The organism is Vibrio sp. CJQ_6, assembly GCF_043106745.1.
Lineage (GTDB): Bacteria > Pseudomonadota > Gammaproteobacteria > Enterobacterales > Vibrionaceae > Vibrio > Vibrio furnissii.
In genome coordinates, this window is the sequence record NZ_JBICMV010000008.1 from 470,987 (window position 1) to 494,352 (window position 23,366).

Genomic DNA, 23,366 nt, shown 5'->3' on the forward strand with positions numbered 1-23,366 from the left:
TGCTGGTTATATTCATACTAAATAAAGGGTTATAACGATGGATTTGTCATTAAATGAGCAAACGGTTTTGGTCACGGGCGCCGCGAGAGGGATTGGTTTCAGTGTTGTCGAACATTTGCTGGCGCAAAACGCGCGCGTGGTGGCCACCGATGTGCGCATCGAAACCCTGTTAAGTCACACCGAGGCGTTGCGTGCCCAGTATGGGGAGAAGTTGCAATGTGCCGAATTGGATGTCACCCAAACGGACAAAACAGCGGCCGTCATTGGGGCGCTGCAGCAGCAACACGGACCGATCGATCATTTGGTCAGTTGCGCGGGGATTTTGCATTTGGGCGCTCTCAACGACATGCCGTTTGCTCAGGTGCAGGAGACGTTTATGGTCAACACCTTTGGCATTCTGAGTGTGATGCAGGCGCTCAGCCCATCGATGAAAGCGGCCAAACGCGGCGCGATGGTGGTCATCGGCTCGAATGCGGCCAACACGCCGCGTCCGAATATGGGCGCGTATGGGGCGTCGAAATCGGCGTTGCACATGCTGGTGAAATGCATGGGGATTGAGCTGGCGCCATTTGGTGTGCGGTGCAACATTGTTAGCCCGGGCTCCACGCGCACTGAGATGCAAATGCAATTGTGGAATGAACATTATGGCGAAGCCAATGCCATCGCTGGAGATGCGGGCAGTTATCGCCTCGGGATCCCGCTGCAGAAAATCGCAGAGCCGGCAGACATTGCCAAAACCATTCTGTTTCTGCTCTCGGATGCGGCCAATCACATCACCATGCACGATTTGCGCGTTGATGGCGGCGCGACGCTCGACAACTGAGGCCTTTCACACCCATAAGAAAATCCCGTACAGATAAGAAAACCCCGCATTCGCGGGGTTTTTGGTGTGCGTGAAACTGCCCAATTAGGCAACGGTGGAATAGCGCTGCGAGAGCACGCCATTCATTGCTTCTGCCAGCGTATCCAACAGTTGTACCGTGTTGTCCCAACTCAGGCATTCGTCGGTAATCGATAGCCCCGGCACCAAGTCCTCGTTCGCCAGGCTCTGATTGCCTTGTTTGAGAAAACTTTCGCACATCACGCCAGCAATGCAGGTTTCGCCCGCCAGTAACTGCTGCGCGATATCTTGCGCGACGCCGAGTTGATTGTGCGCTTTTTTCAGGCTGTTGCCGTGGCTGCAATCAATGATCAAACGCGGATTGAGGCCGCTTTCTTCCAGTTGTTTCGACACCGACACCACATCATCGCTGTGATAGTTGGGCACTTTGCCGCCGCGCAAAATCACATGTCCGTGCGGGTTACCGTGTGTCATCACCAAGGCTGGCGCGCCTTGAGTGCCCGCGACGCTCATCACGTGCTCGGCCTGCGCGGCATGAATGGCATCAATCGCGATGGACACGTTGCCATCAGTGCCGTTTTTAAATCCGATCGGGCAGGGCAGTGCGGAGGCCATCTGGCGGTGAATTTGTGACTCGGTGGTTCGCGCGCCAATTGCGCCCCAGCAAATCAGATCGCTGATGTATGGATAAACGGTGGTGTCGAGAAATTCGGTCGCCGTCGCCAATCCTAAGTCGGTCACGTCGCGTAAAAACGTGCGGGCCACACTCAGACCTTTCGCCATGTTGTGCGCGCCATCGAGGTCGGGATCAACAATCAAGCCTTTCCAGCCAGTGCGCGTGCGCGGCTTTTCAAAATAGGTGCGCATCACAATCAGCAGTTGGTCGGCGTAATCGGCTTGCACTGCCGCGAGTTTGCGCGCGTATTCAAGCCCTTGCTGTGGATCGTGAATCGAGCATGGGCCGACAATCACCAGCAGGCGTGGGTCCTGGCCCTCCAGAATGGCGGCGATCGCTTGGCGGCTTTGGACAATCAGCGCTTGCTGAGTGGCGCTGGTGGGAATTGAGCCAAGCAGTGTTTCGACAAACGGCAGTTGGCCGACAGTGGTTGAGCGCATGACGTTGTTGAGCATATGCATTCGTCCCCCTCAAGACGGGCAGTAAATATGGGCGGAATGGTCGTTATTATATTGTGAAAATGATAATTATTATCAATTTTGAGTTTGGCGATTATCAACAACGCTTGGTTTTGTTGTCAAGCGGCGATTCACGCAGAAGTGTGATGTTGAGGCGAGAAAACAGGGGAAAGTGAATCAAGCGACTAAATTTTAACGCCATGATTTTAATGCTCTTTGTCGCTGTGGTGAGATGTCCGATGTGGTTAATGTAAATGATAATTATTGTCATTATGTGTGTTTAATTGTAACAATAATGGTGAATCACGACGAAACCCAAACACAACAAGAGGCGTGTTGAAAGCATCATGCACGAGATGACAACGTTACAGGCGGCCTATTGGGTCGGCAGGCAATCCACCACACCAAGGGCTGGCGATGCGGCCCATTTGTATGTCGAATTTGAGGGGCGGGGGATCGATGAAACGCGACTGGCTGCGGCGGTTCACACGCTCTTTGCTCGCCATGAAATGCTGCGCGTTACGGTCAGCGAGGACGGTCAATGGTCTGTCGGTGAACTCAATGAATTCCACGCATTGCAGGTACAGGATTGGCGCGCGCTCGACGCTGCCGATTGCGATGAAAAACTTCGCGTCATGCGTGAGCAGAAAACCCATCAAAAGCTGGCACTCAATCAAGGGCAAGGCGCAGAGTTTGTTTTGACTCGGTTATCTGACGATCGCTTTCGTTTGCATGTGGATGTCGACATGATCGCCGCCGATGCGCAAAGTTTTCGCCTGATGATAGACGCGCTGGTCGCGGCTTATCATGGTGAACTGAGTGATACTCGTAGCGCGCCATTTATTGCGTTTCAACGTCAAATGGCGACGGCTGCGCAGCAGGCCTTAGTGGCGCGCGATCGCCGTTACTGGCAGGCTCTGCAAAGTACAATTGCGCCCGCCCCCAAGTTACCCGAGCGTGAGCCCGTTCATTCAGATACGGCTGCGGTGCATACTGAGCGCTTGGCGTTTGAGCTGACGGTTCAGCAGCGCGCGCAACTCGAAGCGCTAGCCGCCCAACATCACCTCAGCCTGAGCGCTGTGTCGCTTGGTGCGTTCAATGTGCTGTTGGCGGATGCCCTTAAACAGCCAGCGTTTCGAATCAACGTGCCGCTGTTTTATCGCCCGCAAGGCTTTGACGATACGGTGGGGGATTTTGCTAATTTAACGCTATTTAGCGCCCATTGTGCACCGAACGTGCCACTTTTAACGCTGTTTGAGCAAACCCAACATCAGTTGATGACGTGCTTGGAGCATCGTCATTACAGCGGCGTCAATGTCATGCGCGATCTGTCGCGCCAGCAGGGCGCCCTGCAAACTTCGCCAGTGGTGTTCACCTCGGGCTGGGACATCGGCGGCGATCTCTATGCTCAGCGGGTGCACGACACGCTCGGCGACATGGTATGGGCCTGTTCTCAGGGCGCGCATGTGCTGCTGGACGCGCAGATTGTGCCTTACAAGCGCGGCGTTCTGATCAACTGGGATGTGCGCACGGACAGTGTGCCACGCGAATTCTATCAATCGCTGTTCACCCGTTATGTGGCGCTGTTGAGTGAGCTGGCTGAGCATCCTGAGCGTGTGTTGCAACCCGGCATCATTGAAGTGACAAGTATTGAGGGGACATGTATTGATGAGGGGACAAGTGTGAAGACGACAAGTGCCTCCAGCAGCGCGCAGCGCCCTCACCAAACCCCACTGAACGGATTGCAACAGGCGTATCTGGTTGGGCGCAGTGAACATTTACCCTTGGGTGGGGTGGCGATGCAGGATTTTCGTATCTATCGCGGGACCGTCGACGCTGATCAACTGCACGCGCGGTTGGTGGAATTGGTGGACACACTGCCCGTACTGCGCACTCACATCGACGACACCACGCTGACGCAATGGGTGAGCGATGAGCGAATCGTCAACTGGCAGCATTGCGACCTGCGTGATCGGAGTCGGCCGCAGGCATTAAGCGAAGCGGAGGCGCTGATCGAGCAGATCTCGCACAGTCGGCATGATTTAGCGCGTTCACCGTGGAAAGTCTGGTTAGTGTCGCTACCCGAAGCCAAGCCGGACGCGCTGGCCGCTGACGCTTTTCGCCATATTGTACTCACCAGTTTTGATGCGCTGATTTCCGATGGCCATTCCATCGCCTATCTATTGGCTCGCTTGCTGGAAAATCAACCCAAGCCCGTCGCCGCGCAGCCAGCATTGGGTGTCACGAGTGAGGTGGCAGCGAAGCTTCTTTCTCAACAAAGCACCACTCAGCAACACGCCACTCAACAAAATACCACTCAGCCACACATCACTCCGCAGCAAGAAGCCAACGCGCGCGAAATGGCGCAAGCTTACTGGCGCGAGAAGCTGGCCAGTGTGACCGAACCGATGGCACTGCCGTGGCAAGCGCCGCTTCATACCCTCTACCAACCGCGTTACGCGCGAGAAAGCGTCACGTTGAGCTGCGACGAAACGCGCGCGCTGCTGAAATTGGCGGCAAGTGAACGGCTGTTTCCAAATAGCGTGCTGACAACGCTGGTCATGCACACGCTGGCGAACTGGTGTTCGAACATGCCTTTGTGCATCGGTTTGCCCGTTGCGCCGCCCCCGCAGGCTGGAGAGCTGACCAATCGCTCCAGCTTTATTGCGCTGACCTACGCGCTGGATGAAGCGGACTTCGCTACGCAAGCGCGCTTCATCCAGCGCGATGTGGCCGAAGGTATGGCGCATCTGGCGTTTTCGGGCATTGAACTTAACCGTCAATTGATGAGCCAGTTACCGGCGCGCACCATGCCGCTGCCTGTGGTGATCACCAATGGATTGGGGTGGGAAACGCTGCGAGCCGACAATACGTTGCAGCAGCATGATGGGCTGACCCAAACGCCGCAGATTGCGCTCGATATTCGCCTCGCTTACGACGCAGATAAAAATCTGGTCATCAGCGCCGATTACGTCACACAAGCGTTAAGTCAGGCGCAGGTGGCTGCGTGGCTGAGCAGTTACAAGCGAGCGGCGAAGAGCATGATCGAACGCCAGAGTTTGCAATGGGTGAGCCGCGAAGCGCTGGATTTAAGCCACTATCATCGTAATTCGCACCGTAACTCGCACCGCAACGCCGTCGACCACCGCAACACCATTGACGCGGATGACGGGACGGCGCCGTTTCTGGCCACGCTGGCGGAGCGCCTGTGGGACACGCCGAGTCAGCGCACCGCGCTTTTCTGCGGTGAGCAGCGCTGGAGCTATCAGCAACTGGGAGAGCAAGTCGCGAACATGATGGCGCATCTGCAGGCGCGCGGCGTGAAAGCTGGCGACGTGGTGGCGATTTGCCTGCCTCGCAGCGTAGCACATGTCATCGCAACACTGAGCTGCGCGTTGTCGGGCGTCATTTGGGTGCCAATTGATGCCGCCAGCCCGCCAGAGCGTAAAGCGTATCTGCTATCGCACTGCCAACCGGCGCTGGTGATCGTGACCAGCGACGGTGTGGAAAATGCTGAACACCCGCATTGTGTCGCGATGCGTGAGTTGCTGCAGCCAGCGCTGAAAGCGGCGCACTTGCCAAGCCGAGAGGTGCTTCGCGCGCGCAGTCACAGTGAAGCGCCTGCCTATTACCTCTATACTTCTGGCACGACGGGTCAGCCCAAGTGTGTGGTGCTCAACAACCGCGCGACCGCCAACGTGCTGCATCACACGCTAGTGGCGTGGCAGGTGAATGAGCGTGACGTTATGCTTTCGGTGACGCCACTGCATCACGACATGTCGGTGTTTGATCTGCTCGGGTCGTTGTGCGCGGGCGCTGCCTTGGTCATTCCGGAACCTGAGGCCGAAAAAGATGCGCTGCACTGGAACAGCTTGGTCGAACGGCACGGCGTCACGCTGTGGTGTTCCGTGCCCGCCATTTTGGAGATGTTGCTGGCCTGCCAGTCGACCTCGCAGGGGCAATCGCTGCGCCTGATTGCGCAGGGCGGCGATTACATCAAACCGCAGACCATTCAGACGCTGCGCGAACGTCTGCCCGACGCGCGCTTGTTCTCGCTCGGCGGGCCGACGGAAACCACCATCTGGAGCATTTGGCATGAGCTTGAACCCGAGGATGGCGCGGTGATTCCTTACGGCGCGCCGCTGCCGGGCACGCAATATTACGTGGTGAATGAGCAGCATCAACACTGCCCGCAAGGTGTGGTGGGGCGCATCGTCACGGCGGGCGTGAACCTGTCGCTGGGGTATTTGGTGGATGGCGAAGTGGTTCAAACCGATTTCATGACCATCGAGACGCCACATGGTGAGCGTGTACGCGCGTTTAAAACTGGTGATCTGGGCTACTATCGCGACGATGGGCGCCTCATCTTCGCTGGGCGAATCAACGGTTACGTCAAAGTGCGCGGCGTACGCATTTCGCTGCCTGATGTGGAGAACGTGCTGATGAATGTCGCGAACGTGCAAGATTTAGCGGTGATTGATTTTAACGACCCAATCACCGGCGATGTTGGTTTGGCGCTGTTTTATGTCTCTGGCGACGGCGCTGTGAAAAATGCGGCGCAGTGGCGTGATATTGTGGGGCAGCGGCTGCCTGCATCGCACCTGCCGCAGCGTTTTGTGCCATTGGCGCATTTTCCGCTCACTGCCAATGGGAAGAAAGACAAACGCGCGCTCTTGGCCATGCTCACGGCAGCGAGTGAATCGCCGCGCACTGTGGCAGCTAGCGTAGCGGCGCCATTCGGGTCTTCCCGCGAGCCGCAAACCCCTTCGCTGACGCCAGAAAAAATGGCGCCTTGGCAATCCATCGTTGATGTCTATCAGCAGGTGTTGGGGGAGCGCGCCGCCTCACTGACGGAACATGCAGAGTTTATTCAGGCTGGTTTAATGCCATCCCACGTGAAAGCCGTGGCGGAGAAACTCAGTCAAACCTTTGGCAAATCGGTGCAGCCGCGCCAGCTCTTGGGTTGCAAGAACGCCGGCCAGGTGTCGAAACTGCTCGAACTGAGTTGACGTGCTGTCCGGTGAGTTAACACCATGACTTCACCCTGTCGAACTAACAAAGCCGCTCATTGAAGCGGCTTTTTTGACGATGTATTGGTAACCGTGTTCGCGACCCTGTTCACGTAGGTGCTTAAGGCTTAGGCGTGATCAATCGCGTCATACAACGCGGAAATCGGTTGGTCGAGGTAGCGCTCGTCTAATACCTGCTGCATGAAGGTCATCACGCGCTGCGCGTGCTGATCAAACTCATCATGCGGGTGCGCGGCAGAATCGGCATCCAAGCTCAGCACCAAGCCATCGGCATTGGTTTGACCACGGAAGGTGAGGTTAAACCCGTCGGCCGGTCCGCTGGTGATGACATGATGTTTGACCTGGCAGCCAGCAAATTGCGGCGGATCGAATGGCAGCACGTTGACGAAAGGCGAGAAGAAGTAACGGCTGTTTTCCGTCACGCCTTGATCGCGGGCGATCTGCTCCACGCGATAGCGGCCGCGCGCGTAGAGTTGGCGCAGCGTTTTGCCGGTCTGGGTCAGGTAATCACGCAGCGATGTGCTCTTCTCCACCTGCACATACAACGGCAGAATGTTGACCAGCAGGGCAGGCATGTAGGCGCCCACGCTGCCCCAACGGCTCATGAACGGAATCCACAATGGCATGGCGTTGCCTTGGCCCAAGTACGCGTCGGACAAATAGCGATGCATGTAGAGGCCTGACAACGTCACCAATAAATCTGGCCAACCCATGGTGACTTGGTGCGCCAACTGGCGAATATCGTGGCTCATTGCGGGTGTCAGTTCATGGGCAACGTGCAGCGTTTCATCGCCGTAATCATCCTCCTTGTTGAGGACGGTCAGTTGCGCTGGGTTCGACAGGTAATCGCGCCAGAACGCTTTGTCTTGCTGATAGCGCGCGCTGGCTTGATAGCTCTGCTCTTCATCCAAGAAACTGACGAACGCGTTAAACGGTTTGCCTGCATCTGTGCGCTCCAAGTAGTGCTGATACAGTGTGGCGCAGCGCTGCTCAAACAGCGTCATGCCAAAGCCATCCATCACAATGTGATGCGCGCGAATGTACCACAGGTAATGATTGTCGCTCAGTTTGATCAGCCATTGCGCTGACAGCGGATCGCGCAGCAGATTGAGGCGTGCATGGACATCGCCATCCATGAGTGCTTTGGCATCCGCCAGTGGCTGCGAACTGCCGCGCAGATCTTTGATCTCCACTTGCGGTATGCGCGCCGGATCGTGGGCTTGCAACGGCGTTTTGCCGTCGTCATCGAGTCGAAAACGCAGCGCCAGCACATCGGTTTCTTGCGCGGTTTGGGCAATGGCGCGGCACAGTGCCGCTTCATTCACCGTGCCTTTAAGTTCAATGTAGTGAGCGACGGTCGAGAGGGGCTCATCCGGGTGAAGGGAAAATTCTTCCCAGAAATCGAGTTGGGGCAGAGTAAGGGGCATCCAATGAAGAGCCGAACCAGTAACTGACATGAAAAAAGCCTTGAATTATTGTTGTGATAAGAAAAAGGCGCAAGCCGCGAAGCTTGTGCCTTTTCAAGAGGAGTTTGCGTGAGCGCCTGTTCCTTCAGGATTCTAGGGAGGCGAAAGAACAACCACTCACGCAAATTAGTTTAGCGTCAAATTTGATAATGGCAATTATTATCATTTGCATCAATGTCAAAATTTGACCCTATCAAAGTCCTAAGTGGTCGCGCAGTGTTCGCCCTTGGTAGTCGGAACGAAACAGTCCGGCTTGCGACAATCGTGGCATCAGTTGATCAAAGAACAGATCGACCGATTGCCATGAACCGCCGGGAACCGCAATAAAGCCATCCGCCGCGCCAGCGTTCACGCGTTCTACGATGGCGTTAAACGCATCATCAACCGTGCCAATCACAATCCAGTGGGCAGAACCAATCACTTCTGGGCGCTCGAGCAGCGTGGCCACGGTGGGCGATTCGCGCTCAATCAAACGGCGTAACAAGTTAGAATGAGTTTGGCTGCGCACTTGATATTCAGGGGAGGGCAGCATATCGGCCGTGATGCGCTGCTCAGGGGCGAACTGGCTGAGGTCAAGGCCGAGCGCTTCTTTGACGTAGGCAAACTTGCGTGTGTTATCGATATTGGCGTGCGTCTCGCGGTGCAGCGCCTGCGCTTCTTCCCGCGTGTCGGCCAGATAGAGTGACAACCCCGGCAGCACTTTCACCGCATTGGCTGGGCGACCGTGTGCCAACGCGCGGCGACGCAGATCGTTGCGCAGCTCAACGCCAGCATCGATATCGGGTGTGGCGGCAAAAATCGCATCGGCGATACTGGCGGCAAATTGGCGCCCGGATTCAGACGCACCCGCTTGAAACAGCGGTATGTCGCCGCCGGGACGCTTGGGCACGTTGAGCGGCCCTTGTACGTCGAAGTAGCCACCGTGATGGGCAATGGGTTGAATCTGGTCAATGTCCGCGTATTGACCACTCTGTTTATCGGCTTTAATCGCGCTGCTGGGGTAGCTGTTCCACAACTGAAGTACCACGTCGGTAAACTCGCGCGCTTTCTGGTAGCGTGCTTCGGAGGGCAACATGGTCTGCTGGCCAAAGTTCTGCTGGCCGTCAATTGCAGTGACGATGTTCCAACCGGCGCGTCCTTGGGTCACCCAGTTGAGCGATTGTAACTGACGCGCCACCACATACGGTGGATTGAAGGTGGTGGAGGCGGTTGAAACCAAACCGATGTGGGTGGTTTCACGTGCTAATGTGGCCAGCAGAACCATGGGGTCTAAGCTGCTAAAACCGGGTTCAGTGGCGACAGCGTGCGTCGCAAGAAACAGGGTGTCGGGGCGAAACAGGAAATCGAGCTTGGCGCGTTCGGCGCGTTGGGCCAGCTCGACGTATACATCGGTGTCATACATGCGCTCGACACCGCTGTCGTCGCGGCGCCAGCCGTTCTTGGTGAGCCAACTGATGGCCAAGGCCATGCCGATGCACAAAGGTTGGGGGGAACTCATCACGGGTCCTTCTAAATTGGGCTGTTGTTGCGAATGGATCGCGCTGGGGCCAGATTGCTCAATCCAGCACCACTCAGTGTGATGCCGCGGATCATGCGTGGCGTTTTTCACGCTCACTTCTTGAACTTATGGGGAACTTGTGTGTAGCATGAAGGCTCACTCATGTGTGTCGGAACCGAATTGCGCACGCGTATGTCGGTCTCGTGTGAAAGATTCCCTTAGTCAGAGCTATCACCTCGCTCTGTGAAAATTCCCATAAATTTCAGGTATAAACGTCTTTTTACGCGATATTGTAGTCTATTAATGTAATGAGAATCACAATGATAATAAATATCATTAGAAAATTATTTTTGTTCACGCTCCTCGTCAGTAGTGCCGTACAGGCACAAGGTTGGCCGCGCACGTTCCTCAATGCTGACGGTTCCACCACCACGTTGAACGCGCCCGCGAAACGTATTCTTTCTACCTCCGTGTCCATCACCGGCACGCTATTGGCGGTCGATGCGCCGGTGATTGCCAGTGCCACCACGACCAATGGCGACTACTTTGCGCAGTGGCGCGCGGTTGCTGAGCAGCGCGGGGTTGAGCGCCTTTGGCCTGCGGGGAGTGTGGATCTGGAAATGGCGTATGCGTTTGAACCGGATTTGATCATCGTGTCGCTGGGCGGCGCGGATTCTGCGCTTGGTCAGTTGAATGAGCTGCGCCAAATCGCCCCGACAGTGGTGCTTGATTATGGCGGCCAAAACTGGCAACAACTCGCAGAGAAAATTGGCGAAGTGGTGGGGATTGAGCAGCAAGTGGCAACCAAAATTGCTCAGTTTGATGATTATATCGCGCAAACTCGCGCCGCGCTGACGCTGCCGAAAGGGCAAGCGAACATCATCAGTTACAACGGCCCTGGGGTGACCAACCCCATCGCGACGCCACACGGTTCACACGGCATGCTGCTGAAATCACTTGGCTTTGATATCGAAGGCCCTAATCCCGCTTGGCAAACTGGTCCGAGCCGACTCAACGATTTTGTCCGCGCTCACTACGAACATCTGACTGAATTGACCGCGCCGACCACATTCTTGTTTAACGCCACTGATGCCAAAGTGCCGCAGTTTTTAAACGATCCGGTGCTCGCCAACTTGCCATCAGTAAAAACCGGTCAAGTGTATGGCTTGGGGGCGAATTCGTTTCGCATTGATTATTTCAGCGCACACGAAATTGTGGACGGCATTCGCGCGCGCTTTGGAGCGCCTGTAGCACCATGAACTCCTGTGCTGCTGAACGAATGAACCTTCGCCGACACGACCGAGCCAAAATCTGGGGCATTGTGGGGCTGCTGCTGGCGTTGCTTGGCTGCGCCTGCCTGAGCGTGTTTATCGGCACGCGCTTTGTGGCGCCAGCAGTGACTTGGCAAGCGCTCACCGCCTTTGACCCGACCCAGAGCGAGCATCTACTCGTGCACTATTTACGCGTGCCCCGCACGCTGCTGGCGGTGGTGGTGGGCGGCGCGCTGGGTGTGGCGGGGGCGATGATGCAGGCACTGACGCGAAACCCATTGGCGGACCCGGGCATTCTTGGGGTAAACGCGGGCGCGACGGTGGCGATCGTCAGTGCGATTGCGCTATTTGGCATCACCGATGTGTTTGGTTACATGTGGTTTGGTTTGATTGGGGCCACCATTGCTGGTGGCGCGGTGTATCTGCTGGCGGGGCTGCGCCGTGGCATCAATCCGGTGCGCGTGGTGCTCGCTGGTTCAGCGCTATCGGTGGTGCTACTCGCACTCACGCACATCATCACCGTCAACAGCGACCAAGAGGTGTTTAACCAGTTTCGTCATTGGGCGGTTGGGTCATTGCAAGGTCGTGGGTACGACGTGTTGTGGCCGGTCACTCTGTTGGTGGCGCTCGGATTGGCGCTGTCCATGGCGCTACGCCAAGCGCTGAATACGGTTTCATTGGGGCAAGATTTGGGGGAAGCGCTAGGCGCCAATCCGCAGCGAGTGTGGCTTCTGGCTTCCAGTGTGATTGTGGTGCTTTCAGGCGCGGCGACGTCAGCCGCTGGGCCGCTCAGTTTCGTGGGCTTAACGGCGCCGCATCTGGCACGTTTTTGGGTTGGTCCGGATCACCGTTGGTTGCTGCCATATTCAATGCTGATCGCAGCGTTACTCACCGTGGTGGCGGATATACTTGGCCGTGTGATCGGTCATCCGGATGAAATCAGTGTGGGCATTATGGTGGCGCTGATTGGTGGGCCATTCTTTGTGGTGTTGGTTCGAAAATGGAAGATCGCGCAGTTATGAATCGTTGTTCTCAACCGGTGTATCATGTCTGGCGTCGTGGCGGCTGGTCGGTGCGTTATTCGGCGGTGTCGATGGGATGGTTATTGCTGCTGACGGTGCTGGTGATAGGCCTTGCTGCCTACGCACTCACGATTGGTCGCTACACCATCTCGATGCCGGACTTATGGCAAGTCCTCAGCGGGCAGGGCAGTGCGGTGCAGGAGCGGATCGTTTGGAATATTCGTCTACCGCGCATTGTCACCGCGGTGTTTGTGGGGGCGGCGCTCGGCGTTTCAGGCGGCATTTTTCAATCGGTGTCGCGCAATGCGCTGGGGTCGCCAGATGTGATTGGTTTTACCACTGGCGCGGCGACTGGCGCGATTGCGCAGATTGTGCTGTTTGAACAAGGGCCGGTGCAGGTGGCACTGGCGGCGATCCTCGGTGGGATTGTCACCGCGGTGATGGTGTATTTGCTGTCGCGCAAAGCTGGCGTGGTCGGCGGTTATCGCTTGATCCTAACCGGGATCGGCATTGGCGCGGTGCTCAGTGCGCTCAATGGGTTGATGTTGGTTAAAGGCAACATCGACAACGCCGTGACCGCCAATCTCTGGTTAGCGGGATCGCTGCACGCGCGTACGTGGTCGCACGCCATTCCCGTCATGGTCGGCGTCATCGTGTTGGTGCCGTTGATCATGCTGCTGGCAAGGCAGCTTTCCCTAATGGAAATGGGCGACGATCTGGCGACGCAGTTGGGCATTCGTGTTGAGCGGGTGCGCTTGGTGATGTTGTTGGCGGCGGTGATTTTGGCGGCGATTGCGACGGGGTCGGCAGGGCCAATTGCATTTATCGCCTTGGCCGCGCCGCAGTTGATCAGCCGCTTGTTACGCACCTCGCAACTGCCGGTGTATGGCTCGGCGGTGATGGGCGCGCTGCTGATGGTGGTGGCGGATCTCATCACGCAACTGCAACCGCTCAATCTGACACTGCCGATTGGTCGCATGACCGGCATTGTCGGGGGGTTGTACCTGATCTGGCTGCTCACACGTTCGCCCAAATTGTAGCGGTCGCTCTGCGATCCGCATGGCTTCGAGGCGTGGCTATCGGGGGAGTGTGTTACGGCATAACAGTCTTAAGCTATTGATAATTGAGTTATTTAAAAGTTTCCATACTGATACATTGATGCGAGTAACAAAATAATGAAAATTATTATCAAATGTAAATGAGAATTCTTTACATTTGTATTTGTCGGTTCTACAGTAGGCCCCCTGTTTGATTTGGAATGTAGTCAAACAGACCAATCCACGTTGTGGGTTTGCAGGCGTTTTCTCCTCGCAGTGGGCTTAAATGGGATCTGTAACCGCGACGTGAGTGTGTGACGTTTATGCTGACGAAAGGAGAAAGAAATGACAGCATCACACCTTGTCCAACAAAACAAACCGACCACAATTCTCAATACAAAGGTTTGTATTTTGTCGGGCATGATCATGAGCCTTTGCCACGCCCCTTTGGCGTTGGCTGACAACACCGAATCGACTCAAACTTCTGCGGTATCGACCATCACCGTTTACGGCGAAAAAGTGGCCCGTTCGATGCAGGAAACCAGCGCCAGTGTCGAAGTGTATGATGACAGTAAAATCGACTCGATGCCGAACGCGACCGACGTGACCGACTTGCTGCAAAACACGCCAAACATTGTCGATGTCGGTGTCGGCAACGATGTGCCGGCGATTCGGGGTATTGACGGGTCAGGTGCGGCGCGCGGCGCAAACGCCTTCCTCAACGGCACGCGTCCACGTTTGAACGTGTCTCTTGATGGCCGCTCACTGACTTACAACGAACTGGCGTTTGGCCCGCAATCGCTGTGGGACTTGCAACAGGTTGAAGTGTATCGCGGCCCGCAAAGTTATATTCAGGGCCGAAACGCCATGGCGGGCGCTGTGGTGCTGCAATCGAAAGATCCAACCTACCAATGGGAAAGCTCCATTCGCGGTTCGTATGGCGAGCAGGGCTATTCACAAACGGCGGCTGTCGTGTCTGGCCCGATCATTGACAATGAACTCGCGTTCCGTTTGTCGATTGACCGCCAAACTCGTGAAAGCTTCGTGGACATGCCATCGTACGATCCGATTGGCGACCCGCGTGACGTCGAAACCATCACTGCACGCGGTAAGTTGCTGTACGAGCCTTCTGCGCTGCCCGGTCTCTCCACCAAGCTGACGATTAACCACTTCGACAGCAAAGCGCCGCAAAACGAAGCGTTGATCCCGTCGGCTGAACATCAAAGTGCGCGTTACGATGAACGTCGCCCGGTGTTTGAAACTAAAAATACCAGCGGTATTTGGGATTTGGAGTATCAAACGGCAGGCAATCTGCGCTTTGACAACCAAATTGCCTACACCGATTTCACCATCAATCGCCGCACAGCCACCACGTTGCCTTACGCCAATATTGACGGTGCGGAATTCCATGTTGAACCCGTGCTGCACTTTGCCACCAACGATGAACAGTGGCGCGGTTTAGCGGGCTTGCGTTACTACCACTCCTCGCAAGACGAGTATGTTTACCTGTTTGGCGGCAGCACGTTTGATGACAAAACCGAAACCGGTTCTGCGTTTGCTGAAGTCACTTACGCAGTTTTGCCTGCGGTTGATTTAACGCTGGCGGGTCGTTTGGAAAGCGAACATCGCACCCGTAAGGGCGGCAGTTCAACGGTGGAAGTCGACTTTGATGAAACCTACAACGTGTTCCTGCCAAAAGCGGATGTGGCGTGGAAACTGAATCGCGACCATACGGTTGGTGTGATGGTTGCCAAAGGTTACAACGCAGGCGGTGCGGGGATGACTTTTGATACCCCTTACACGGCGTACACTTATGACGAAGAGTATGTCTGGAGTTATGAGATGTACACGCGCCACCGTTTGGCGGATGGCAAAGTCGAGCTGACATCCAACTTCTTCTACAACGATTACGATGATCTGCAATTGCCGTTCTACATCAGTGCGCGTACCACCAAAATCATCAATGCTGAGAAAGCGCAAACATATGGTGCGGAATTCAGCACACGTTGGTTGCCTATCTCAGATCTAGAACTGTCGGCAGCGGTGGGCTTGTTGAAAACCAAGATCAACAAGTTCAGCGGCAGCGAATACGAAGGCAATGAACTGCCTCGTGCGCCGTCTTACAGCATGAACTTTGGTGCGGACTACACCTTCTTCAACGACTTCGTGTTCAGCACCACGGTCAATTACACCGACAATTACTACTCATACTACGACAATGATGAGATGGGTAAGATTGATGCAGATTGGATCACCAATGTTCAGTTGGCGTACAACTTCAGCATGGGCCGCGCAACATTGTTTGCGACCAACCTGTTTGATTCTACGCAACCGACCATGATCACCGACAACGACGTCTACACAGCGGTGACGCAACAGCCACGTTTGGTGGGTGTGTCTCTGCAACTGGACTTCTGATGTCCCCGGTGCCCGGTAACGGGCACCGCTATTTTCCCTTGAATAATCCTCGATGCCTTAGTTCACAAAGAATGGGTTTACAACGAATGGGTTCATGGCTGATTCGAGGCTTTTTGCTAACCCCCATGGAGTACCCAATGGTCGATGCCAAACAACTGGTGATCAACGAAGTGACTAACGCGCTCGCACTGCCTTCTCACGACTTCAATTTTGACACCAATCTGTACGAAATCGGTCTGCATTCGCTGTTGATTCTGCGCTTGAGCGAGCGCTTCAGCGCGGCATGTGGCCATTACATTGGCTACTTGCCACTGGCATCACAGCCGACCTTGAACGAGTGGATTTCATTGGTTCAATACGCGCAGAACATCTCATCTGATCCGCATGCGCCCGCTCAACCCACGCGCATCTCGCCACAAGGAATTCGTTCATGAATGAACACAACGCTTTTGCCACGCCGCCAGCAGAGGCTGGCACGTCTCATCCTGTCAGCGAATTTGAACAGCAAGTTTGGCTGCATCACGAACAGTGCGGCGACAGCACACATCAAGAACTGAGCGCATTTCGGCTCCGACTGAATGCCAATCACGGTGATGGCCATGATGGCGATGTGAATCTCGCCGCGCTCTTGGACGCGCTGCATGCGCTGTTGCAATCTATGCCGAACCTCGATGCACGCTATCAGCTCAATGATGAGTTTGAACTGGTCAAGTCACAGCATGCCTCGCTGCGTCAGCGGGTAAAGCTGGTGCAAGTGGCCTCACGAGCTGAAGCTCAACAAATGCTACTCCATTGGCAAAATGAACGCATGGATCTGGCATCCGAGCCGCCGATGCAATGTCGTCTATTGCTGGGCGATGAACTGATTTTAGCCGTGCGTCACCATCGCATTTTGGCGCGCAGCATCAATTGGCAAACGCTATTGAGCGCGCTGAGCCGTTTTTATCAGGGTGAACGTCATCAGGGCGAGCTTAACATCGACGAATGGGCGGCGTCTCTTCAAGCTGAGTTGCCGTTGGCGCATCCGCTCTATTCACGCGAACAGCCGTTGAACGCCGCCTATCACTGGCTGGCCGTGGGCGCGTGTTCGGCCCGCAGCCGCATCGAGTGGTTGGGAAGCGAGCGCGTCAATACCATCGAGCGCCGCGCTGAGAAAGTCCGCGTGTCGCTGCCGGTGCAGGCGTTGGCGCAACTGACGGCGCATCAGGGCGCGCAGGCAAGCTTGGATCACGGCGTGATGCTGTGCGCCGCTGTCACCGAGTTTGCCCGTTTTATCGCGCGCCTGAGTGGGCAAGCTCAGCAAACGGTGTTTGCGCCCCAGCAGGTGGTTCAGCGTCATCACGAACTCAACGGTAGCGCAGTGCAAAGCGGTTTATTGCGCTTGGCCATCAATGCGGATCATCCGCATCAGGCGGCCTTGTTGGATGAGGTAACCCAGCAATGGCGACGCGCAGATTCGCACGCGAGCAGCCTCACCAAACCCGATGATTTGGCGATTTTAGTGACCTGGAGCGTCGACCCAGCGGTGCATCTGCGCTTGCATCAGGTGCAGGCGGAGACTGTCCGTTTTGCGCCGCTGCACAGCGATTTTGACCTGATACTGGCGCTAGGGATTAGCTGCGACAACAAGTTGCTACTGGAATTGACCACCGGCGAGCGCGTGTCGCCATACATCGCCGGTTGGTTGTTGGAACAATTCACCGCCTCGCTCGGCGATGAGCGGATGATGACGTTCTCTGGGGCGCCGTCCATTGAAGCGCCCGTGATATCCGTGGCGGATGACGCCCATCCACCGCGCGGCGAACGTGAACGCATAGCGACGTTGATCGCCGACGCATTTGGCGCCGCACTCAACCACGCTGATTTTTCGATCCATGATGATTTCTTTGATTTTGGCGGCCACTCGCTGATCGCCACGCGTGTGATTGGTCAACTCAAAACTGAACATCAGGTTGAAGTGCACATCAACGATCTGTTCAGTCAACCGACGGCGTGGGGCTTGGCCGAACATGCGATTTCGCACAGCAACGAGCATCCGGTTACGGTGAAACAGGAAACGCAACCGATGCGCCATCGCGCGCCGCTCTCGTTTGCGCAGGCCTCGTTGTGGAAGGCTTACGCGGCCTTTGGTTACAACGAACTGTTTAACATTCCGTTTGCGCTGCGCTTTTTAGATCCGGTGGATGAAACGCTGTTTGGTTTGGCGTTTGAAGATGTGATGCGCCGCCATTCAGTGCTGCGAACACGCTTTGTCACCGAGGGCGACATCGTTGAGCAACACGTGGTGCCGGAAGCGGAACTCAGCCAGTATCGCTGGTTCTGGCGCTCGGAAGAGACCGGGCAGGTGGAGCGGCAAACCGCGCTGAATCAAGCAGCATCTCATGTTTTTGATCTGAGCCGTGAGCTGCCCGTTAGACTGCGTTTCGTGCGCGATGTAAGCTCGGGGCAGCAATATCTGTCATTCCTGTTCCATCACGTGGTGCTGGATGAGTGGTCGGTGAACGTGCTGATGGATGATTTGCGTGAAGCGTATCAAGCTCGCGCATCAGGCACCTCGCCACAGTGGCGCGCGCAGCCGTTGCCGTTTAGTGAATACGCCGCTCGCCAGCATGAGCAGGGCTTTGATGCGTCGCATTTAGCCTATTGGCTGAAGCAGTTTGAGGGCGTGCCGTTGGATGCGCCGCTGCTGCCCGCATTGCAAAATCAGCCGGATGCTGAACCGTCCGATGCTGGTGGCTGGGTCGAATTTAAACTCGAACCCGGTGTGGCTCAGGGGCTTAATCAGCTTGCTCGTCAGCAGGGCGCGTCACTGTTTAACGTGGTGTACGCCGCGATTTCGCTGGCGCTGAAACAACTGGGTGCGCCAAACAAACTGATTGTCGGCACGCCGGCCTCCGGGCGATTGGATGCGGCGTTTTTCGACACCGTGGGCTATTTCACCACGCTGGCGATGCATGTGGTGCATTTTGATCGCGCCGAATCGGTGGGCGAACTCATCGCGCAGGTGAAAAACACCATCAACGAATCGTTGGATTATTCGGATGTGCCGATTGATTGGGTTGAAGATGCGCTGCTTGGCGAGCGAACCGACAAACACCATCTGTTTGAGGTGATGATTCAACTGCACGCCAAAAACAAACTGCATGGTGAGTTGGTGAGCGCGCAGCAGGCGGTGCGTTTTGAGCAGGTCGACCCGGAAAAAAGTGAGTCGGCGCTTGGGCTGCAATTTGAAGTGATGGAAGAGCGCGTGGGCGGTGAAGACCGAGTGCGCGTATTGATGAGTTATCGCAGCGATCAATATGGCGACGCGCAGGTGAACACCCTGACCGAGGCCACGCAACGTATGTTGGCACGTTTTGCTGAGCCAAATGCCGAACACACCGCTTTGAGCGAACTCATCAAGGAACACAACTGAATGGAGTACAAAGAAACCGACATGAATAGCGACATTGAAGCGCGCCTGACGGGCCGCAACTTGCGTTTAGGTTATGAAGGGCACACTGTGTTTGATGGCATTGATGTGCGCATTCCCGATGGCAAATTTACCGTCATCGTCGGCCCCAATGGCTGCGGAAAATCGACCTTGCTGCGCACCTTATGCCGCTTGCTCAAACCCAAAGCCGGGCAGGTCTGCCTCGATGGGCACGACATTCATGAGCTGCCGACCAAAGCGCTGGCGCGTCAGTTAGGGCTGTTGCCGCAAAGCGCCACGGCGCCCGATGGTATTCGCGTGGTTGATTTGGTGGCGCGCGGGCGGTATCCGCATCAGGAACTGTTTCGCCAATGGAGCCTCGATGATGAACGCGCGGTGCGCGCGGCCATGCAGGTGACGGGCATTGATGCGCTGGCCGAACGCCAAGTGGATGAACTTTCGGGCGGTCAGCGTCAGCGTGTGTGGATTGCCATGGTGCTCGCGCAGCAAACACCGCTGCTGCTGCTCGATGAGCCAACGACCTATCTCGACATCGCCCATCAAATTGAGCTGTTGGAGCTGTTTCGCGATCTCAACCTTACCAGCGGTCACACGCTGATCGCGGTGCTACACGACCTCAATCAGGCGTGTCGTTATGCCGACCACATGATTGCGATGGCGCATGGCAAGATCATCGCAGAAGGCAATCCGAGCGAACTGATCAGCGCGGATTTGGTCCGTGAGGTGTTTGGTTTGGAAAGCGTGATCATTGAAGATCCGGTCAGCCACACGCCGTTGGTGATTCCACGGGGGGGCGCGCGTCGTGACTGAGTCTTTTCTCAGCGCGCCAATGCAACTGGCATTGGGCGGACACACCCTCCATGCACGTCAGTTTGAGGTGGCGCGTTATGTCGCGCCACCGTCGGCATCGCATGAGCGCATGCCGTATGGGTTAACGCTGCCGGCGGAATTACAGCGCGCGGTCGCCAAGCGTCAAGCGGAGTTTCTCGCAGGCCGGGTGGCTGCGTGTGATGCGCTGCAGGCGGCGGGCGTGACGCCGCAGATGCTGGCGGTGGGCGAGCATCGCGCGCCGCGTTGGCCGCAAGGCGTGGTGGGGTCAATTTCACACAATGAACACCTCGCGCTGGCGGTGGCACAGCGGATCGAGCGTGACGCAGACGCGCTGCTGCTTGGCGTGGATGTAGAAAGCCGGATTGACGAGCATTCACGGCTCGCCATTCAAACCACGATTGCGACGGCGCCGGAAGCAGCCATGCTTGCGGGGCTGTCGCTGCCTGCGGCGCAGCGTATTACCACGCTGTTTTCGGCCAAAGAGAGCTTGTTCAAAGCGCTGTATCCGCGGGTGGGGCAATACCTTGAGTTTCACGATTCGCGCTTGCTGGCATGGGATGAAGCGAATGGACGATTGATGCTGCAATTGGTGCAGCGCGCGGCAGAACTGGCGGGCAAGGCGTGGGTGTTTGAGGTGCATTATCGCTGGGATGAACAGTGCGTCATCACGCTGGCGCAATGCAACGCGTCCGCTTGACGGACACAAAAAAGCGAGCAGGGCGCTCGCTTCGATTCATTCTTAAATTCTTAACTCACTCACTTTACCGCGCGGGTGGATTCGCGTCTCACCAATTCGCCGCAGTAGGTTTGATGCTGCGGCGCTTTGCTGTGTTTGTTAGCAAGGGCAATCGTCAGCGCGACCGCATCTTGCGTTAAGGTGGTGATGGGTAACGACACGGTCGACAAGCTAGGAATGGCGTACGCCGACGCCGGTTCGTTATCAATCCCAATCACGGACACATCGTGTGGCACCGACAGGCCCGCATCGTGCAATGCGCGAATGGCGCCGATCGCCATGTCGTCATTACAGGCAAAAATAGCGCTAAACGTGTGGCCCTGTGCCAAGAGCTCTTGCGCCGCCTGATACCCACGCTCAAGTGTATTGTTGCCTTCGGCCACCCATTCAGGGCGTGATTCAAGGTGATGTTGCTTGAGCATGGCTTGATAAACATCAAAACGCAGTCGGCCCGTTTCGCTATGCAGTGGTGAGGTGATACATGCGATGCGCTGGTGGCCCAATTCGATTAAATGCTGCATGGCGATGGTCGCCAACTGGCCTTGATCGAAGCCAAAACTGGGCACGGCGTCGAGGGTGAGTTCACGGTTAATCACCACCAATGGCACCGCTATCGTCCGTTGTAGTTGATCGAGATCCGCTTGTGACAGATGACGGCTGTAGAGCATGATGGCATCGCAGCGTTGGTTGGTCAGCGTGATGACTGCATCGCGCTCGCCGTCTGCGGTATCTTTGCTGTTGACTACCAACAGTTTTTTGCCCGCTTGCTGCGCGCCTTGTTCAGCGTGATGCAGCACGCTGCCGAAATAGCTGCTTTGGAATTGCGGCAGGATGAGACCCAGGGCGTGGGAGGTATTGGTGGCCAGTGCTTGGGCCAGCGCATTGGGTTGATAGCCCAAATCGGCCATCGCGTTCATCACGGCTTGGCGGGTGGCCTCTTTGACCTGTCCGCTGCCATTGATCACACGTGACACTGTCGCTTTTGACACGCCTGCAGCTTTGCAGACATCGTTGATTGTGGCCATCGTTGCTCCTTCATCCCATCATCCGGCGCGAGCGAGTGCTCAGGCCGGATGGCGAGTGTAGCGAACTTCGTCAGCAGATTGAAACAGTTATCTGCTGGGCGGCTCGTTATAGGCTGTCACCATTGGTGGCGATGACGTTCTGATACCAGTAGAAACTTTTCTTCTTCGAACGGCTCATGTCGCCGCTGCCATCATCATGGCGGTTCACATAAATGAACCCGTAACGTTTCTTGTATTCACCGGTGGTGAACGAGACGCAGTCGATACAGCCCCAAGGGGTGTAGCCCATCACCTCGACCCCATCCTCGCAGATCGCTTGCTTCACCGCTTGAATGTGCGCGCCTAAGTAGTTGATGCGATAGTCATCGTTGATGGCGCCATCGGACTCCACCTGATCGACCGCGCCAAGGCCATTTTCGACGATGAAGATCGGTTTTTGGTAACGCTCGTATAGCTCGGACAACGCAAAGCGCAGGCCATCCGGGTCAATTTGCCAACCCCAGTCCGACGCCGGCAGGTACGGGTTCAAACGGCTGCCTTCAAACAGCGAGGTGGTTTCACCGTCTTCATCTTTTTGCGCGGACACGATGTTGGTCATGTAGTAACTGATGGCCAGATAATCGGCGCAGCCGTCCCGCAGTATCTGATCATCGCCGTCTTGCATCTCTACCTGAATGCCTTTGCGTTGCCATTCTTTCAGTAGGTAGCTAGGGTAGTAACCACGCACTTGCACATCGCTGAACAGGTATTTTTCGCGCATCAACGCTTGCGCCAGCAACAGGTCTTCCGGACGACAGGTCGCCGGGTAGAGCGGCATCATGTGGATCATGCTGCCAATCTTAAAGTTCGGGTTAATCTCATGGCCCAGTTTGACCACTTTGGCGCTGGCCAGAAATTGGTGATGCAGCACTTGGTACATCACTTGTTCTGGATGTTCGTGGTCGGCGTAGATCATGCCCGAGTTGCAGTAGCCCCAAATCGGCAGTTTCCAGTTTCGCTGGTTGTTGATCTCATTGAAGGTGATCCAGTACTTCACTTTGTGCTGGTAACGCTGCATCACGGTTTGGCTGAACTTGACGAAGAAATCCATCACCTGACGGTTTTGCCAACTGCCGTATTGCTTGACTAAATGGTTGGGCATTTCAAAGTGCGACAGGGTGATCACCGGCTCGATGCCGTATTTCAGCAGTTCATCGAACAGGTCATCGTAGAATTGCAGGCCCGCTTCATTCGGCGTGTCTTCATCGCCGTTCGGGAAGATGCGCGTCCAAGCAATCGAAGTTCGAAAGCACTTAAAGCCCATCTCGGCAAACAGCGCCACATCGCCTTTGTAGTGACCGTAGAAATCCACCGCTTCGTGGTTTGGATAAAATTGGTCCGCTTCCACGGTGTCGGTGATCACGCGTGGTACTTCGTGGGCGCCTTTGGTCAGCACGTCAACGATGCTGACGCCTTTTCCGCCTTTGTTCCAGCCGCCTTCGACCTGATGCGCCGCGACTGCGCCGCCCCACAGAAAATCGCTAGGAAAACCTTGTTGTGACATGTCGTTACCCCTTTGTGTTGCGCCGAAAGGTCAATGCGGGGCGGCAGATGAAAGTCTGTCGCTGGCATCATGCGTTCACCC

At 56.0% G+C, this 23,366-nt stretch carries 15 protein-coding genes; 10 read left to right on the plus strand and 5 right to left on the minus strand.

Annotation, left to right across the window (positions count from 1 at the left end):
• Window positions 1-37: 37 nt before the first annotated feature.
• Entirely contained in the window at window positions 38-823 is a 786-nt protein-coding gene (locus ACF8PK_RS04415; RefSeq protein ID WP_014204792.1) for a 2,3-dihydro-2,3-dihydroxybenzoate dehydrogenase, read from the plus strand.
• Between the two features lie 84 nt (window positions 824-907).
• Here the strand turns inward: ACF8PK_RS04415 and ACF8PK_RS04420 are convergent, their stop codons facing one another.
• Complete coding sequence (locus ACF8PK_RS04420) at window positions 908-1,978, minus strand: 3-deoxy-7-phosphoheptulonate synthase (RefSeq protein ID WP_392440242.1); 1,071 nt, start codon at window positions 1,976-1,978, stop codon at window positions 908-910.
• Window positions 1,979-2,322: 344 nt separating this feature from the next.
• Here ACF8PK_RS04420 and ACF8PK_RS04425 point away from each other — a divergent pair, with 344 nt between their 5' ends.
• Window positions 2,323-6,984, plus strand: a complete 4,662-nt coding sequence (locus ACF8PK_RS04425) for an amino acid adenylation domain-containing protein (RefSeq protein WP_392440244.1) — start codon at window positions 2,323-2,325, stop codon at window positions 6,982-6,984.
• Window positions 6,985-7,112: 128 nt separating this feature from the next.
• Here the strand turns inward: ACF8PK_RS04425 and ACF8PK_RS04430 are convergent, their stop codons facing one another.
• Window positions 7,113-8,462: a condensation domain-containing protein gene (locus ACF8PK_RS04430; RefSeq protein ID WP_392440246.1), complete on the minus strand. Its 1,350-nt coding sequence runs from the start codon at window positions 8,460-8,462 to the stop codon at window positions 7,113-7,115.
• Between the two features lie 202 nt (window positions 8,463-8,664).
• Complete coding sequence (locus tag ACF8PK_RS04435) at window positions 8,665-9,969, minus strand: NtaA/DmoA family FMN-dependent monooxygenase (RefSeq protein WP_392440248.1); 1,305 nt, start codon at window positions 9,967-9,969, stop codon at window positions 8,665-8,667.
• 320 nt (window positions 9,970-10,289) lie between these two features.
• Between ACF8PK_RS04435 and fepB the strand changes: the two genes are divergently transcribed.
• From fepB to ACF8PK_RS04475, 8 genes are all read left to right on the plus strand, one after another.
• Complete coding sequence (gene fepB / locus ACF8PK_RS04440) at window positions 10,290-11,228, plus strand: Fe2+-enterobactin ABC transporter substrate-binding protein (RefSeq protein ID WP_055466112.1); 939 nt, start codon at window positions 10,290-10,292, stop codon at window positions 11,226-11,228.
• Window positions 11,225-12,262, plus strand: coding sequence for a FecCD family ABC transporter permease (locus tag ACF8PK_RS04445; protein WP_392440250.1), 1,038 nt, complete (start codon window positions 11,225-11,227; stop codon window positions 12,260-12,262). The genes fepB and ACF8PK_RS04445 overlap by 4 nt, the downstream gene beginning before the upstream one ends.
• The gene (locus tag ACF8PK_RS04450) at window positions 12,259-13,302 is read left to right on the plus strand and encodes a FecCD family ABC transporter permease (protein ID WP_392440252.1); all 1,044 of its coding nucleotides are present in this window, start codon (window positions 12,259-12,261) and stop codon (window positions 13,300-13,302) included. The genes ACF8PK_RS04445 and ACF8PK_RS04450 overlap by 4 nt, the downstream gene beginning before the upstream one ends.
• A gap of 342 nt (window positions 13,303-13,644) precedes the next feature.
• The gene (locus tag ACF8PK_RS04455) at window positions 13,645-15,717 is read left to right on the plus strand and encodes a TonB-dependent receptor (RefSeq protein ID WP_392440254.1); all 2,073 of its coding nucleotides are present in this window, start codon (window positions 13,645-13,647) and stop codon (window positions 15,715-15,717) included.
• Window positions 15,718-15,803: 86 nt separating this feature from the next.
• Window positions 15,804-16,151, plus strand: a complete 348-nt coding sequence (locus tag ACF8PK_RS04460) for a phosphopantetheine-binding protein (protein WP_392440256.1) — start codon at window positions 15,804-15,806, stop codon at window positions 16,149-16,151.
• On the plus strand, window positions 16,148-19,132 hold the full coding sequence (locus ACF8PK_RS04465) for a condensation domain-containing protein (protein WP_392440258.1): 2,985 nt from the start codon (window positions 16,148-16,150) through the stop codon (window positions 19,130-19,132). Before ACF8PK_RS04460 ends, ACF8PK_RS04465 begins: the two co-directional genes overlap by 4 nt.
• Complete coding sequence (locus ACF8PK_RS04470; RefSeq protein WP_392440260.1) at window positions 19,133-19,960, plus strand: ABC transporter ATP-binding protein; 828 nt, start codon at window positions 19,133-19,135, stop codon at window positions 19,958-19,960.
• Window positions 19,953-20,678 (plus strand): 4'-phosphopantetheinyl transferase, encoded by a 726-nt coding sequence (locus ACF8PK_RS04475; RefSeq protein WP_392440262.1) that lies wholly within the window; start codon window positions 19,953-19,955, stop codon window positions 20,676-20,678. The genes ACF8PK_RS04470 and ACF8PK_RS04475 overlap by 8 nt, the downstream gene beginning before the upstream one ends.
• Before the next feature lie 59 nt (window positions 20,679-20,737).
• On the opposite strand, the gene ACF8PK_RS04480 is transcribed toward ACF8PK_RS04475, so the two are convergent.
• Together ACF8PK_RS04480 and ACF8PK_RS04485 are read right to left on the minus strand one after the other, a co-directional pair.
• Complete coding sequence (locus tag ACF8PK_RS04480; RefSeq protein WP_238821063.1) at window positions 20,738-21,742, minus strand: LacI family DNA-binding transcriptional regulator; 1,005 nt, start codon at window positions 21,740-21,742, stop codon at window positions 20,738-20,740.
• Between the two features lie 106 nt (window positions 21,743-21,848).
• On the minus strand, window positions 21,849-23,285 hold the full coding sequence (locus tag ACF8PK_RS04485) for a 6-phospho-beta-glucosidase (protein WP_143678821.1): 1,437 nt from the start codon (window positions 23,283-23,285) through the stop codon (window positions 21,849-21,851).
• Between the last annotated feature and the right edge of the window lie 81 nt (window positions 23,286-23,366).

Excerpts from the sequence above, each read along its gene's own strand:
- ACF8PK_RS04465 (WP_392440258.1), top strand. The coding sequence starts at position 16,148 with ATGAATGAACACAACGCTTTTGCCACGCCGCCAGCAGAGGCTGGCACG.
- ACF8PK_RS04420 (WP_392440242.1), bottom strand. The coding sequence starts at position 1,978 with ATGCATATGCTCAACAACGTCATGCGCTCAACCACTGTCGGCCAACTG.
- ACF8PK_RS04430 (WP_392440246.1), bottom strand. The coding sequence starts at position 8,462 with ATGTCAGTTACTGGTTCGGCTCTTCATTGGATGCCCCTTACTCTGCCC.
- ACF8PK_RS04435 (WP_392440248.1), bottom strand. The coding sequence starts at position 9,969 with ATGAGTTCCCCCCAACCTTTGTGCATCGGCATGGCCTTGGCCATCAGT.
- ACF8PK_RS04445 (WP_392440250.1), top strand. The coding sequence starts at position 11,225 with ATGAACTCCTGTGCTGCTGAACGAATGAACCTTCGCCGACACGACCGA.
- ACF8PK_RS04485 (WP_143678821.1), bottom strand. The coding sequence starts at position 23,285 with ATGTCACAACAAGGTTTTCCTAGCGATTTTCTGTGGGGCGGCGCAGTC.
- ACF8PK_RS04480 (WP_238821063.1), bottom strand. The coding sequence starts at position 21,742 with ATGGCCACAATCAACGATGTCTGCAAAGCTGCAGGCGTGTCAAAAGCG.
- ACF8PK_RS04425 (WP_392440244.1), top strand. The coding sequence starts at position 2,323 with ATGCACGAGATGACAACGTTACAGGCGGCCTATTGGGTCGGCAGGCAA.
- ACF8PK_RS04450 (WP_392440252.1), top strand. The coding sequence starts at position 12,259 with ATGAATCGTTGTTCTCAACCGGTGTATCATGTCTGGCGTCGTGGCGGC.
- ACF8PK_RS04460 (WP_392440256.1), top strand. The coding sequence starts at position 15,804 with ATGGGTTCATGGCTGATTCGAGGCTTTTTGCTAACCCCCATGGAGTAC.
- ACF8PK_RS04415 (WP_014204792.1), top strand. The coding sequence starts at position 38 with ATGGATTTGTCATTAAATGAGCAAACGGTTTTGGTCACGGGCGCCGCG.
- ACF8PK_RS04470 (WP_392440260.1), top strand. The coding sequence starts at position 19,133 with ATGGAGTACAAAGAAACCGACATGAATAGCGACATTGAAGCGCGCCTG.
- ACF8PK_RS04455 (WP_392440254.1), top strand. The coding sequence starts at position 13,645 with ATGACAGCATCACACCTTGTCCAACAAAACAAACCGACCACAATTCTC.
- fepB (WP_055466112.1), top strand. The coding sequence starts at position 10,290 with ATGATAATAAATATCATTAGAAAATTATTTTTGTTCACGCTCCTCGTC.